The organism is Fischerella sp. JS2 (genome assembly GCF_032393985.1).
GTDB lineage: Bacteria > Cyanobacteriota > Cyanobacteriia > Cyanobacteriales > Nostocaceae > Fischerella.
In genome coordinates, this window is record NZ_CP135918.1 from 1,930,757 (window position 1) to 1,946,702 (window position 15,946).

The 15,946-nt window shown below is 38.8% G+C and carries 9 protein-coding genes; 6 read left to right on the forward strand and 3 right to left on the reverse strand.

The annotated features are described in order from the left end of the window. Positions 1–58: 58 nt before the first annotated feature. Positions 59–7,231 carry an SDR family NAD(P)-dependent oxidoreductase gene (locus RS893_RS08055; RefSeq protein ID WP_315790680.1) on the reverse strand — a complete coding sequence of 2,391 codons (7,173 nt, stop codon included), beginning with the start codon at positions 7,229–7,231 and terminating at the stop codon, positions 59–61. A 400-nt stretch (positions 7,232–7,631) separates the two neighbouring features. Continuing rightward, positions 7,632–7,880, reverse strand: a complete 249-nt coding sequence (locus tag RS893_RS08060) for a hypothetical protein (RefSeq protein ID WP_315791912.1) — start codon at positions 7,878–7,880, stop codon at positions 7,632–7,634. Positions 7,881–8,710: 830 nt separating this feature from the next. On the opposite strand from RS893_RS08060, the gene RS893_RS08065 reads away from it, so the two are divergent. The 4 genes from RS893_RS08065 to RS893_RS08080 all read left to right on the forward strand — a co-directional run bounded on the left by RS893_RS08065 (position 8,711) and on the right by RS893_RS08080 (position 12,549). Then, positions 8,711–9,025, forward strand: coding sequence for a hypothetical protein (locus RS893_RS08065; protein WP_009459346.1), 315 nt, complete (start codon positions 8,711–8,713; stop codon positions 9,023–9,025). Between the two features lie 326 nt (positions 9,026–9,351). Beyond that, positions 9,352–10,560 (forward strand): ABC exporter membrane fusion protein, encoded by a 1,209-nt coding sequence (locus tag RS893_RS08070; protein ID WP_315790683.1) that lies wholly within the window; start codon positions 9,352–9,354, stop codon positions 10,558–10,560. A 92-nt stretch (positions 10,561–10,652) separates the two neighbouring features. Next, a complete protein-coding gene (gene devC / locus RS893_RS08075; protein ID WP_315790684.1) occupies positions 10,653–11,825 on the forward strand; it encodes an ABC transporter permease DevC in 1,173 nt (390 codons plus the stop codon). A gap of 28 nt (positions 11,826–11,853) precedes the next feature. Further along, positions 11,854–12,549 (forward strand): DevA family ABC transporter ATP-binding protein, encoded by a 696-nt coding sequence (locus RS893_RS08080; RefSeq protein ID WP_315790685.1) that lies wholly within the window; start codon positions 11,854–11,856, stop codon positions 12,547–12,549. A gap of 126 nt (positions 12,550–12,675) precedes the next feature. Here the strand turns inward: RS893_RS08080 and RS893_RS08085 are convergent, their stop codons facing one another. Beyond that, positions 12,676–13,935: a hypothetical protein gene (locus RS893_RS08085; protein WP_315790686.1), complete on the reverse strand. Its 1,260-nt coding sequence runs from the start codon at positions 13,933–13,935 to the stop codon at positions 12,676–12,678. A gap of 104 nt (positions 13,936–14,039) precedes the next feature. On the opposite strand from RS893_RS08085, the gene RS893_RS08090 reads away from it, so the two are divergent. Together RS893_RS08090 and RS893_RS08095 are read left to right on the forward strand one after the other, a co-directional pair. Continuing rightward, positions 14,040–14,990, forward strand: a complete 951-nt coding sequence (locus RS893_RS08090; protein WP_315790687.1) for a class I SAM-dependent methyltransferase — start codon at positions 14,040–14,042, stop codon at positions 14,988–14,990. A 311-nt stretch (positions 14,991–15,301) separates the two neighbouring features. Continuing rightward, a complete protein-coding gene (locus RS893_RS08095) occupies positions 15,302–15,928 on the forward strand; it encodes a hypothetical protein (protein ID WP_315791913.1) in 627 nt (208 codons plus the stop codon). Positions 15,929–15,946 lie beyond the last annotated feature (18 nt).

The window sequence follows — 15,946 nt, forward strand, 5'->3', positions numbered from 1 at the left end:
GGCAGTGCCTTGTCTTTGCTTGAGTGCTTGTTCTCTGTCCCCTATCAACTATCCCTTATCACTTTATAGGCAAAATAGTTCCCTTGGCTGCAATCATGCGAGTATATATTTTTCCTTGACGATCATGTGCAATGACATCAGCAGTTACAGATGAATCTGTCTTTGATTTAATTTCACAAGAAACGTAAAAGGTTTGATCAAATGGGATAGCTGCGAACTGTTCAAAGATTTTTATTTCTGAGGGCAAACAACCTTCTTGATAGAAATACTGAGTCCAAATCCATAATGCATGAATCTGAACATCCGCAATATAGGGGTTAAATGTTTGTACAGGAAATTGCCCTTGTTGTCTTGTCTCAAGTTTTGGCAAAGTGCATTCTATTGTTATCTTCTCAGGACTGATATTTAAGATAGTTTTTACACCCTGAAAAGAAGGTCCATGAAATAAACTCGATGCCCCGTCTTGATAAAGCGATGTAGTAAAGCCGAGAATTATTTCTTCTTGTTTCAAGTTAAGCCAATCATAATCTGGGGCAGCTTGAAACTGTCGTTTTAGCTGGATATGGCTGCTGAAATGGTAACGAATTTTTCCTGCTTGATTCTTACTAAATATCTTAGCATCAAACTCTATGTTCTCAACATCATTTTTAGAAATTTCTTGCAAATCTAAAATGTATTCTTTTGCAAGATATTCATCAAAAATAATTCCTTTCAACACTTTGAAGTTTTGGCAACTAAATAATTTGTAGCCTGGATAGAGTTGTTCACAGGTATTCGCAATCCATGCTAAGGCACAAGTGGCTGGTAAAACTGGACGACCAGCAATAACATGGTCTTGTAAAAATGAGTTTTCTGCTAAAGTTAATTGGCGCTGAATATGATATTTTTTCAACTCAGAATTTAACGACTGAGGTGTATACAATAGAGGGCTACCTATTACTACTTGTGTTGTTTGTTGATTGACTTGTACCAATTCATCAACCAACATTTGAGTGCCAACTTCTATAGGAATAGTCTTTATACTCCGTTCAGCAAAAGCTTTCTGCAATTCCGGTGTCACCATACCACTATCCCAAGGTCCCCAATTAATTGCAACTGCATGACAATTAGGATAGTTGCGTTTCACAAGATGAGCGGACTTGTTGAGAATCTCATTAGCGATCGCATAATCTGACTGACCAATATTCCCGTAAAAACCCACAACAGAGGAAAACAGAACTAAATAATTAAGTTGACTAGGTGATACACAGCGTAGCAAGTTTTCCAAGCCTGTGACTTTGGCAGCGAAAACAGTTTCAAAATCCCGTTCTGTTTTATTTTCAATCCGCTTATCTGCCAAATTACCAGCCCCGTGAATAATTCCCGTTACTGCACCCAAACGTTCTACTGCGCCATGAAGTTGTTCTTGGAGTTGTGTTGCATCAGTGACATCCACACTCAGATATTCTGCTTGTCCACCCGCTTGCTCAATTGCTTGCAGGGTCGTATCAATTTCTCGTCTAGATGCTATCGCTTTGTACTTTTTCTGAACCATTGCGGGTGTGGGCTTTTCTCCTTTAGCAATAAAATCATCCATAATTCGCTTCTTCAATTCCCCTTCATTTGAGCAACCTTCAGCCCATACTGGTTCAGGATCTACAGATGAACGCCCCAGGAGAATAAACTTGCATTGATAATGCTGTGCTAGCTTAATCACGCATTGAGCGGTTATTCCTTTTGCGCCACCACTGACAAGAAAGACTTGAGATTGGGGATTGGGAGAGGGGGGAGATAAGGGAGAGGGGGAAGACAAGGGAGAAAGATTACTTCCTTGTCCCCTATGTCCCTCATATTCCCCTATTTCCCCTTGTCCTCCTGTCCCCTCTTCACATATCAAAGTTGTTCGCCCATCTGAACTGTATCCAACTTCAACAATTAACTGATTAGGGTCGTAGAGTTCGGCGAGAATATAGTTTACCGACGTGTGAGCATCTAAATTGGGACTTAGGTCAATGGCACGACAAAATACAGCTTGCCATTCCTGATTCAGAGTTTTGGTTAGTCCGAACAGTCCACTACTAATAGCACCAAAATTGATTTTATACCCTAATCCGAACTCGCCATCCAGATGAGCAACAGTGAGGAAGCAACTGCGTCCTTGATTTGCTGCTTGATTCAGTGGTACTTTGAGATGTTTGGCGATGAGAAAGACGTGACGCAGGAGTGCTTTCTCTGTTTCCAGATAGCGGACACAATTACTTGCATCATAGTTAGCGGGATTAAGGTGGATGAAAGCGGCGATTTGACCATACTGAGAAGCGATCGCTTCTAGTTGATTTTGCAAATGCTCTTCGCTCAAATTTGCCAGCACAACCCGATTAATTCCTTCTGGTAAAGGTAATTGTTCGGTAATCAAGGTTTGGGGAAAACTCAAAACAACTACTTTCCAGTTGCGTTTCACAAGAGCAAGAGCTAGTTCTGAAGTTGTGGAAGTTCCATCATCAGTAATCAAGGCAATATGCTTCTCAGGTAAAGTAAAATCTAAAACATCTGGTTTAGAAAGAACTTTGAGTTTAACTGGACTGCGGAGAATATTGTGATCTAGCTTAGGAAACTGGCTGTTGGACTCAGCTGGAAATGTTTTTTTTTCCAGAGTGTCAACCTGTTGTTTCATATAGTCAACTATTTGACTAAGAGTGCGTAATTGTCCCAGTTCCTCCGGATTTGGCTTGGGCAAATTTGGGTATAACTCTAACAGCACTCCCAGAATTTCAACTCGTTTGATGGAATCAATTCCTAAGTCTGCCTCCATATCCATTGACAATTCCAGCATCTCCACTGGATAGCCTGTCTTATCGCCGACAACGTTAAGCAGAATTTGACTCAGGTCAGTGAAATCAAGGGACGGAAGTGAAGAAGTTGGTTCTTCTGGAGGAGAAGAAGCCATGTGTATATCTTTACTCTCTACACCTTCTTTTTTCTGCGTTACCACATCGCTTTGTTCGCTTGTCTTGGCTTCATTCACAGCAATTTCTTGTGCTGTCTGCACCGGTGCAGACTCAACCTGAGAAATTCCTGGTACAAGCGTCCGCATGTATTCCACAATTTGACCAAGAGTGCGTAATTGTCCCAGTTCTTCTGGATTAGGCTTGGGTAAATCTGGGTATAATTCCAGCAGCGCTCCTAGAATTTCAACTCGTTTGATGGAATCAATTCCTAAATCTGCTTCGATATCCATCGAGAGTTCTAACATCTCCACCGGATAGCCTGTCTTATCGCTGACAACGTTGAGTAGAGTCTGGCTAAGGGTAGCATCATCAATGGTTAATGGTAATGGTGGCACATCTGCCGATGGAGCGGTAGGAGTATCAGAGATAGTTACGGAAACTGATTTTGTGTCATGATTGCCATTTTTATAAATACCATTGCTGACACCATTACTCTTACTATGGTGGATGCCATTACTAGCGCCGTTGATTAAAACAGGCTCAAAGCTAGTTACAAAATCGTTAGTGGGTGCGCCAACTGCTGCGGTAGTTTCACCATTGACTTGGAATGAAACAGCAGAACTATCTTGATAGCTGACAATGGATGTTGTCTCTAGTAGCGATTTTGTAGGCTCTTCAGTACTTATGCTAGCAAGTAGCTGGTCGTAATGTTGCTGGAGTAATTGGAAAAAGTTTTTGGTTTGTTCTGTTTGATAGTTGAGATATTGCTCATGGACACGCAATGTTTCACCATGATGTTGGTGAAAGCGCATGATGCTGCGCTCAGAATAGGAGATGATAATTTGTTTTGTGTCTGCATGTTGATGAGGAAATTTACTATTTCCCAGTAAGAAATTCTGTTGCTGCATGAGTTGGAAAAAAGTTTTAGTATATTCCGTCTGATGCTGCAAAGATTTTTCATGAACACGCAAAATATCACGTTGATGACGATTGAATTCTATGAGGGTGAACTCTAAACTATCTAAAACTAGTTGGTAATTTTGAGGAACCTCTAGACTTGTTGGCTGTTCTGGTTGGCTGTGTATATTTGCAGGATGATTTTCTTTGATCTGTCTATCAGAAAATCCTTGCTTCGCGTCTTTGTGGTTCATTACTTCATCGCCATATTGGACAAAATTCGGCTGATTACCGTTTGTATGGTCTGGATTTACAGGTAAAGAGTCTGTTTGTTGGGCAGCCACAGGAGGCAAAGTATTGGCCTGTGAGGAATTATCTTTTGTATATGGCAGACTAACTTGATGCCCATTTTGCAAAGCTTTTGCAAAAGCCTGTTTAGTTTTTTCTGACACGTAGTTACTACCATTTAGCTGCACAGTCAACAGCTTGTTTTTGGCAACTTCTGGTATTTTCTGCTCAATTTGGTAAGGGTCAGGGTTTTTTAAAGGTAAACCAGCGACACGTAATACCATAACAGCTTCTCGCAGGCAGCGATCGCTATCTTTTTGATAGCTGCCATTTAAAGCCACCGCTAAATGAGGTTGATCACCAAGGATATCTTTGACTAAGTTGGTGAGAATGCCTTTAGGGCCAAACTCTATGAAACAATAGCCACCTTGAGCGTAAATGTTTTCAATCTCTTGCTTAAAAAGTACCTGATTAATCAGGTGTTGTTTAAGGATTTTTTGAATGGCCTGTGGTTCATTTGGATAACACTCTCCTGTGACATTAGTGTAAACAGGGATTGTTGGCTCCTGTAAACTCACTTTCTCAATTGCTTGAGCAAAAGGTTTTTGAGCATAAGCTACCAGGGGTGTATGAAAAGCTGCGGAAACAGGTAGTAAGACAGTAGAATAAGCTTTCGCTTTTAGTTGCTCCTGTAGTTGGGCTATTTCAGCTTTCGCCCCTGCCAACACAACTTGACGAGGGGAATTCAAGTTAGCGATGGTCACTTGGGGGAAATTCTTGATCACTTCTTCAACTTGAGTGATATCGCCTTTGACTGCCAGCATCACTCCCGTGTCAAACTCGGGATCATTTAGTGCAGCCATAGCTTGTCCTCTGGCTTTCACTAGAAAAAAGTAATCTTCCTCCCTAAAAACACCCGCAGCCCATAAAGCCGTCAATTCTCCAAAGCTATGTCCCAAGACAAAATCTGGCTTAAATCCTCCCTGTTGTAATATCTTGTAAAGACCAACGCTGAAAGCCCCAATTGCTGGCTGTGCATATTCTGTACGTTGTAATGCTTCAACCTGTGCCTGTCTTTGCGCTGTATCAAAAACTGGGGGAGGGAAAACTATTTCTGAAATAGGCTGCAAGCCATCTTTATAGAAAAGCTTATCTATCTCACCATAGGCCTGTCGTAAGCAAGGAAAGTTGATCACCAGTTCTTGACCCATTTCCAGGTATTGAGAACCTTGTCCAGAAAACAGGGCAACTACCTTGCCTGCTGTTGCTATTCCAGCTTTGCGGTAGTAAATTCCTTGGGGATGATCCCACGATTCTGCTTCTGGCTTCTTGGTGAGTAGGTCAATACATATTTGCAATGCTTTATAAGCTTCAGTCAAGGATTCGGCTACAAATCCAATTCTGGCATTTGTGGCAGGAATTTCTAATGATGCACAAGCCGCAATCAGTTCAGCATAATGCCGTTCTCTTTCTGGGGATTGCAACTGATGTAGAATTTCTTGACAGCGTGATACTAACTGCTCAGGTGTGGATGCAAATAAAAGCACCGATTGAGGGGTATGATGTAAACGATAAGGGCGATCGTGTTCGCTAGAGTATTCTTCTAAGACAACGTGATAATTCGTACCACCAAAACCAAAAGAACTTACTCCTGCCCGTCTTGGTACTTCTGCTTGAGAACGAATCCAAGGTCTTGTTTCTGTATTCAAATACAAAGGTGAGTTTTCCAGACCTAGTTTCGGATGCGGCTTAGTAACATTGATGGTTGCTGGCAATACTTTGTGGTGTAAAGCTAATGCTGTTTTAATCAAACTTGCTGCACCCGCAGCAGCTTTTGCATGTCCAATCTGTGATTTGACACTTCCAAGTGCAATATGTTGTTTTTTTAGATTGTTTTCCCCAAAAACTTCTTTGAGAGCTGTGACTTCGGCTGGATCTCCAACCATAGTTCCTGTACCGTGTGCTTCAATCAAACCAACACTGGTAGGTGAAAAACCTGCATCTTCATAAGCACGATGCAAAGCTTTGACTTGACCTTCTGGACGAGGTGCATAGATGCTTTTGTAACGACCATCACTGGAGGTACCAATACCTTTAATAACTGCATAGATTCGGTCATTATCCCGAATCGCGTCTTCAAGGCGCTTCAACACCAACATCCCTATTCCTTCAGCTAACATCATCCCATCTGATTGGGCATCAAAAGGTTTGGGATTCTGGCTTGGGGAAACAGCAGGTGTTTTGCTGAAACACATATAGGCGACAACTGAGTTGTCAGTGTCTACTCCACCAGTAAGCATCATGTCGGCTCGATGCTCAATTAGTTCACTGATTGACATCGCAAGCGCCCCCAATGAACTGGCACAGGCGGCATCCACCACACAGTTCATTCCTCCTAAATCTAGGCGGTTGGCAATTCGTCCAGCCACTATATTCGCTAGCATACCGGGAAAGGCATTTTCTTCCCATTGCACATATGCACTTTTGATTTTCTCGATAATTTTTTGTGTATCTTCATCAGACAAGCCACTACTTTTTAAGACTTTCTCCCAGATGGGATACTCCAATCTAGTAGCTAATGGCATTGCTAACTGCCTTGCCAGTGCTACACCCAAAATTACCCCTGTGCGTTCTCGATTAAACTGACTTTTTTCACCATAACCAGCATCTTCCATTGCTGCTTTCGCAACAACCAAAGCTAGCAACTGTGAAACATCAGTCACTTCCAAGACATTGGGAGGAAGCCCAAATTCCATAGGGTTAAATTCGATGTCTGGGATGAATCCGCCACGTTTGCAGTAAGTTTTGTCAGGTGTTTTAGGGTTAGGATCGTAGTATTCGTTAATGTTCCAGCGTGATGGAGGAACATCAGTAATACAATCAACTTTGTGAATAATTTTTTCCCAGTATTCCTGTAAATTTTTAGATTCTGGAAAGATAGAAGCCATCCCAATAATAGCAATAGGATTCTGGTGCAGTTTTTTATTAATTTTATTAATTTCAGTTGCATTTGCAGACATCATCTTTTTAACCTTTATAAGTTTGTCCAAAGCCTGTTCACAGTTGCTCACTTCTTTTTGTAATTGTTCAAAGTCAACTTCAATTCTAGAAGTATCCATGACTTAATCTTCATTATTTACTTGGGAAATGTAGGGAAATAACCAAGATTTATGTACTCTACAAAAAACACGATTGAAATTATTTGTTAGAAAACAAATCATTGATTGTTTTACAGAGTAGGTAAGAATTTCTATCTTCAAGCTTTCTACATAAGCAATTAAGTAGCTTGAGCTTGGATTACCTCAACTAAATAAATTAATCCAACTCTGTGCGTCTGAGTAATAACATCCATTACTCATGCTGCTTATTGTAGACTAGTTGCTTTTTTGTAGCAACTTAAATGCAACAAACTCATTCCTAGTATTTGAAATTATTAGTCAGCCTTTTGTGTAGACAATTATAAATTAACTTAACTGCATTAGTTGCGTTAATTTAACAATTGCCTACAAAATTTTATTGTTAATTAGCATCACTACCTTTCTTTCTAGATTCTGTCTGTTCTTCAGCAGCAGATAATAGCCGCCTTTCAAGTTCACTAATACTAATTCCCAGCTCAGAAGCTGTTTTGGTTTTCCATTCTTCCAGTTCAGCATCGTGTTGATTAAGCCATTCATGCACCGCGATACGTGCCATCTCAGCTTTACGAGCTGTCTGGCGGGCTGCATGAAAAATTAGCCGCTGGTGATCAAACCTTGTTAATGAGAGCATGAATCGCTGTAGTTTCATTCTCTTTAGGATGCGAACAACTTTAGCCACATCACCTATTTCAAACTTTTTCTAACACTATCTCATCTACCAAGAGTTTATCTTCTAAAATTGCATATAAATTTTACGTCTTTTACGAGCGAAATCGTGTTGATGGAATGTTAGCCTGAAAATTAGGTAAAAAATAGAAGAAAGAAGAGAATTTTATCTTTGATTATGAACTTACTTTATTTTGTCTATGATGACAAGATAAATCTCTAAGTTTTATGCAAGCTAGTGATACTATTTCTGAGATAGCAATCTATGTCTATAACTCTCTTTGATAAGAAGAACAAGGTGGGATAATTGTATACAAGCTAATGTAGAAAGTGTGTTAGCATGAGCATCTACCAAAAAGTAGAGATTTCAAAGACTTTATTGTATTAATCTATAATTTCTAATAATTAGATACTGTTATAAATATCACATATAAATGATACAAACTCTTCTACTTTATGATAGATGATTTAAATACATTATTAATTCAATTTAACTAATCATATTGCCTTTCATGAAGTGCTTGTAAACATTAATGCTAATATTTTAGTTTCAATTATTTTTTCTCTTTAAAGACGTTGCATATGAGTTGCATTTGAGTATCTTAAATACTATGGTTGGTGATTAAATTGAGTCAAGACAAAGTTCAATACTTTTATAAAGTAGGAGGCAACAACATTGCAAACATCAATTACCTTAATAACTGTATTACATCATCTGCCATTAGATATGATTACGTCTTGTCAAATTCAGTTTTTACTTGCTTAGATTTCACGAAACTAAATGGAGTTGCTGGCATGAGACTATCTGAGCTAGATCCACTCATACCAATATCTGATTTAAGAGAAGAACTCCTCAGATTGCCAAAAGGCTACTGTTTTTATGAACAAGAACTTATAGAGTTTTTATCACGGCGACGATGGCCTGAAAACAATCGCCGTATTGATCGAACAACTTTTTGGCGGTGGAGAAACGACAATGGAATTGAGCATCAAAAAGTATTTAGTCGATTGGATCTTTTAAAACTCTGTCAAATCTGTGACCACTACCGCATCGATGGAACACGTAGCGAATACTTAGACATTATGAAAAGGAAAAAAGAGGTATGCTAAACCCGTAAATCAGTACAATATTGCAGACACACATTCCTGATTGGCTCCTAATGCTACAGAGTGATGGATACTTTTTCTATAATCCATCCTCTGATAGCAAAAATTACATCTGAAATTCTCAGTCAAACTTATCCAGTTTACTTTCCACTATCTATGTAATCGATAACTCCTAAACTGGAATAGCACTCAATGTGGCGACGTTATTGACACCACCCGTACCTCAGCAATCCAAATTCGTATGACTGTAGAGCAGAGCTATTGCCATTTGTCTGTCTACAAATTTCAGAAATCATCGGAAGACAGGATAATCCTTTACTAGGTAGATCATGGTGCAAAAACAAAGGCAGCCAATTACGATACCTACAAATCGTTTGCCTATAATTCTGGTAATTGCTATGACTTTAGGTATCGGTGCAATTTCTCTCTATAGCTTTTCTAGATTTCGATCTAAATCCGTAGACAACACTTCAGTTAACCCAGTTAATTCTCCTACCATTAGTGCTATTGCTGCTCTTGGACGCTTAGAGCCTCAAGGAGAAGTGATTAATTTGTCTGCTCCCAATTCCCAAGGTGGCGTTCAAGTTGCACGACTCCTGGTAAAGGAAGGAGAGAAGGTGCAGAAAGGACAAGCAATTGCACTTCTTGATAGTTTCTATGTTCGTCTTGCAGCCTTAGAAAACGCTAAAAAACAGGTTCTAGTTGCCCAAGCTAGTCTCAATCAGGTAAAAATAGGAGCAAAAGCAGGAGATTTAGCTGCCCAAAAAGCGACTATTGCTCGTATAGAAGCTGAGTTACGTGGAGAAATATCTGCACAACAAGCAACTATAGCTCGTCTAGAGGCAGAATTGCGGAATGCGGAAAGCGAAAATCGGCGATATCAGATGTTATACCAACAGGGAGCCATTTCAGCATCCGATGCAGATGCTAAACGCTTGAGGGTGGATACTGTTCAACAACAACTCAATGAAGCAAAAGCTACCCAAAACCGTACGGTGGACACTCTTCAAAAACAGTTAATAGAAGCTAGAGCTAGGCTAGCAAGTATTGCTGAAGTCCGTCCTACTGATATACAAGCAGCGCAAGCTGAAGTTGAGAAGGCAAAAACAGCAGTAGCACAGGCCCAAGCAGATTTGGATTTAAGTATGGTGCGATCGCCAATAGATGGCCAAGTCATAAAAATTTATACCTGGCCTGGAGAAATCATTGGTAATCAAGGAATTGCTCAAATAGGTCGCACAGATCAGATGTATGTGGTAGCCGAAGTTTATGAAACTGATATTCAAAAAGTGCATTTAGGTCAGCCTGCAACTATTACTAGCAATGCTTTTCTGGGAGAAATACAAGGAACAGTAACAGAGATAGGTTTACAAGTTACTCAACAAAATATCTTTACTAACAATCCAGGAGCAGATACAGATAATAAAGTAGTTGAGGTCAAAATCCGTATCAATAATCCAGCAGATAATCAACGAGTTGCAGCCCTGACTAACTTACAAGTAGAAGTACTCATTCATACTAAGCAGTCTCACCAATAAATACTTTTTTGAGCATAGGAAGTATCAAGAAACATTCTAATAACTTGATGCCAAGAGATTGCTTTTCCAATCTCAGTTTTGAGGTTTAAAAGATGAGAAAGAAGATACCTGTAGCCTGGCTACAATTAGCTCGACAAAAACTTCGCTTTCTAGTAGCTTTGGCTGGTATTGCATTTGTAGCTGTTTTGATGTTTATGCAAATTGGCTTCCAAGATGCTCTCTATGCCAGTGCGACGCAAGTGCAAAAAAACTTAGAAGGAGATTTATTTGTAATCAGTTCCCAATATAAATCCTTAACCTCAAATCAAAGTTTTCCACGCATTCGTTTATATCAAGCATTAGGTTTTGATTCTATAGAATCAGTCAACTCTTTATACGTTCAATTTGCTAAACTCAAAAATCCAATTAATGGTCGTAAATTTCCAATTTATGTACTTGGCTTTGATCCAGCAAAATCAGTTTTTAAATTGCCAGAAGTTAATAAAAATCTAAATCTACTTAAACGTCCTAACGTAGTTTTATTTGATCGTGGTTCACGACCAGAATTTGGCCCAATTGCGGAAAAAGTTGTTCAAAACGAACCTGTTAGTATTGAAATATTTGGATATAACTCATTAATTGGTTATAGAGTGAAAGTTGCTGGCTTATTCAAACTAGGGCCTTCCTTTGGAGTTGATGGCAATTTAATGATTAGTTACTCAACTTTCATTAGGGTATTTAAAGATCGTTCTCCCGAATATATAGATATAGGCTTACTTACTCTCAAACCTGGTGCTGATCCTCAAAAAGTTTTAGCGATGCTGTCAGCCCACTTACCTAAAGATGTTAAAGTTTTGACACGTGAAGGTTTTATGAATTTTGAAAAAAACTATTGGAGTGTAAGAACACCAATTGGATTTATCTTTAATTTGATGGTAATTATGGGCTTTATTGTTGGTGTAGTTGTTGTTTATCAAATACTTTATAGTAATATATCTAGCCACTTAGCTGAATATGCAACCTTAAAAGCAATGGGATTTAAAAATAAATACTTGCTAGGTATTGTTTTTCAACAAGCTTTCATTTTGGCAATATTAGGTTATATTCCTGGCATATTTATATCTATATTTCTATACGATTTGGCAAAAAATGCTACTAAACTACCAGTTCTTATGAGCTATGACAAGGCATTAATAATATTACTTGCGACATTATTAATGTGCTTAACTTCTGCATTTTTATCAACTAATAAATTACGAGTAGTAGATCCAGCTGAAATTTTTTAGTTTAATCATCAAATGAACTACAAAGTCCATGTTTCAACAAGATGTTGTTGTTTCCGTTAGAAATCTCAATCACTACTTTGGTCAAAAATCATTACGAAGTCAGATTTTATTTGACATTAATTTGGTGATAAAATCTGGAGAAATTGTGATTTTGTCAGGTCCATCGGGTTCCGGAAAGACAACTTTACTAACTTTAATTGGTGGATTGCGGTCTGTTCAAGAAGGAAACCTCAAATTTTTGAACTGGGAGTTACATGGGACAAGTAATGAAACATTGGTGCAAGTACGTCGCAACATTGGCTATATTTTCCAAGCTCATAACTTACTGGATTTTTTAACAGCCCGACAGAATGTACAAATGTCACTTGAACTACACAAAAATATTTCTTATCGACAGGCTCGGCTGAAATCAGAGGCGATGCTCCATGCTGTTAAATTAGGACATCGCATTAATTACTATCCTACCGAACTTTCGGGAGGACAAAAGCAACGGGTAGCCATTGCCCGTGCTTTGGTAAGTCAGCCCAAATTAGTCTTAGCTGATGAACCTACTGCTGCCTTAGACAGTAAGTCTGGTAGAGAGGTTGTAGAAATAATGCAGCAACTGGCGAAGGAACAACAATGTGCTATTTTGATGGTGACTCATGACAACCGAGTTTTAGATATAGCCGATAAAATAATTCATATAGAAGATGGTCGGTTAATCAAAGAAGAATTATTTTAACTCCTCTGTAACTTCTACTCTGGTGTGTTCTCTACGTTCTCTATGGTTTATAAATTATTGAATTAACCACATAGACACAGAAGACGCAGAGAGGAAAAAGAGATTTTAAGATTCACTGTCAAATATTTACTTTTTCACTAAAATATAGGCTGTGGCATATTCAGGTAACTGACTGATGTACCTGCTAAAATCCCTATTAGTCTTAAAAATCCCTGCTAAAAAATCAAGCTGATAAAGATTTGGTAAAAATGCTCCGCCTGTATCGGCGATCGCTCCCATTTTTAGGCGTTTATTTTTACCTTGACCATACTCAATTACAATTACTCGGCCTAAACCAATATTTAATACATCCCCAGCAAAAGTTACTCCTGGCTTAATGGAAATTTTTGCATCAATCTTATATCCATAGCCTTTAATAGCATTTACTTTTCTAAAATACCAATACCGCTTTTGTGCTGTTGGTTTTACTCCTCGAATGTAAGGCATTCCATTATTTCGATCTACATTAAAAAATTCTCGAGTACCATCAGTAAAATTAATCAAAATTGTTCCTTGCATTAAAGCTTCTTCCAAGCCTTGACGAGTCAAATAAGCAAGAGGTTCAACTTTACCGTATTCTCTTCCCCCAGGTTCATAAATACCTGATAAAACATCCTGTTTCGTATATCTAGTATAAAATTTGTCGCCACTTAAATTATCTTTTAAACTGTAAATTGGTATATTGTAATTCGCAGTTTTTTTCCTAGAGCCTGTATGAGTAAAAACGGCATATTTAGTAATTCTTAAGCGTTTTTGCTGAGGATTTTGTGGTTTATAAGCAGACCATTTTATTACTCGAAAATTATTATTGATAAAATTGGGATCTTGTAAACGAGTCATGCGATTTTTGGCAATATCCTCTTTTAAAACAGCAATCATAAAATCTAGAGTTTTCAATGTATCTTGGACACTAACTCCTGCAGTTCCTAGTAATCCTGTTCGGAGAATATCTGGGTCTTGATTTGCGTAGTCTTGGTAATATTTTCTAGTATTAGCAAGAACAAATAACAAATCTTTTTGATTGAAATTCACCTTATTCTTTGGTAGTTTGGCAGAAGAGAGAATTTGATTACCATTAATGCTATATTTATATTTTTTAAATTCATCAATAACTTGATAGGGGGTAGATGCTGATATCAATCCTAAGCTTGATGTAGAATTACTTTGTTTATCTGGATTCTCGTCTTGTAAATTTTTGATAATTTTAGAACTCGTTGGAACAGAGGCAAGAGACATTTGTTGTTGAGTGTTCGACTGAGTATATAAGTAGCCACTACCGAAACCAACAGATAATAAAGCAGCAGAACAAAGGAGAAGGCGAAATTTTGGGTTGAATAGAATACTCATAGCTAGAAGAATTTATTTTTTAATAAACTTTTGTTTTCTCAGTAACTTAACATTAAAACCTAAAATGTAAACAGTTATCTTGTGTCGATTACATATAATTTCAGATGAAAGACAAAATTAAGCCAGATTGGGCTGGTGAAGGACTGCTCTCACAATTTGTGAATCTACTTATTCAGACCAGACCAATTTACAACCTGATGAAACATCAGGCAAGGCAAGTAATTATTAAAACTGCTGAAAAAAATGGTGTTCCTTGGCGCAAAAACTACGAAACTTTGGCAGCATCGGGAGTAAAACAGCAACTAACAGAAATAGTAGACTCTAATATTGTCTACCCCGACTACTATCAAGTTCCCTTCCATGCCTACTCCGAAGGAAATCTTTGCTGGCAAGCGGCCTTAGAAGCCCCCAGCGCTACTTACTCAATGGCGCTGCGAGTATGGCCTAAAGAAAAGCTGACTTGGGAAACTGCCCACGATCGCTTGCGAGACACCTTTCATCAAGTTTTGGCAACCTATGGCCCTCAAGAAGTAAAAGATATTTTAGATATAGGCTGTTCTGTAGGTATTTCTACTTTAGCTTTACACCGCTTTTACCAGAAAAAGCAAAATCACCCTGTTCGTACAATTGGTCTAGATTTGTCGCCTTATATGCTAGCTGTAGCTAAAACTTTAGATGTCAATGGTGAAATATCCCAGTGGCTTCATGCTAAGGGGGAAGATACAAAACTGCAAAGTAACTCCTTTGATCTTGTCACTTTGCAATTTGTGACTCATGAATTGCCACATTACATCAGCAAAGCAATTTTTACTGAGGCGCTGCGACTGCTGCGTCCTGGTGGCTATATTGCATTGGTGGACAACAATCCAAAATCTCCTGTAATTCAAAATTTGCCACCAGTTTTATTTACTTTAATGAAAAGTACTGAACCTTGGAGTGACGATTACTACTCTTTTGATATAGAAGCAGCATTAGAAGAGGTAGGTTTTGAGAAACCAGTTACAGTTGCTAGTGACCCCCGCCACCGCACTATTATTAGCCGCAAGCCTCAGTAGTATTGATTGTTGATGGTTGGTTGTTGGTTGGAAAACCGAACATTAGACACCAATTACAAAAAAAGGCAGAGGGTAGATGGCAGAGGGCAGAAGGTCTATGTATCAATAAAAACTTTGAGTGGGGGTATAAAGCCCGCTAAAAGCCCACTAATAAAGATGAAAAGATTTGTGTCGAACTGAGAGTGCGACAAGACACAAAGCTTCTACAGCCTAAGTCCCACATTTTTAAGCGTGGTTTCCCTTCTGCCTTCTGCCCTCATACTTCTGCCTTCTGAATAACAAATAAACATGATTGAATGAGGATTGAATTAATGCGATCGCCTAAATTAACACCACCAATTTCGCCAGATTTTATAACTGTACTTGAGCAAGCTGTTTGTGCATATCGGGGAGAAGCAAGCGATCGCCCTCCCGCCGCAGCACTGGTAAATGCTTTACTCGAAGCAGAAAAAGCTGCTAAGCAACAAAAATTAACCTATCCCTTTACATCGTTGCTTGGTCAATGGCGACTATGTTTTACCACTGGAACTCGCAAACGTAAAAATAGGGGAGGAATTGAATTAGGTAGGGGTTTTTATGTACCAAAGCTTGGGGCTGCACACATTTGTTTTGCTGCTACAGATATAGCTGTTGGTAAAGGGAAAATAAGTAATCAAGTACAACTTGGCGGCCTATTGTTAAAATTTACAGGCCCAGCCAGATATTTAGGAAAGAAAAACTTGTTGGCTTTTGATTTTACCCAAATGCAAATCAGCTTGTTTGGTCGTATTGTCTACAAACAACAGATTCGAGGCGGTAAGAGTCAAACAGAAGATTTCTACAATCAGGCGATCGCCAAACAACCCTTTTTTGCTTTCTTTCTCATGACCGAAGATTTGATCGCGGCGCGTGGACGTGGAGGGGGGCTGGCGATTTGGATAAAAGAAAGCAGTCTTTAGATAAAATAAAATATTCTC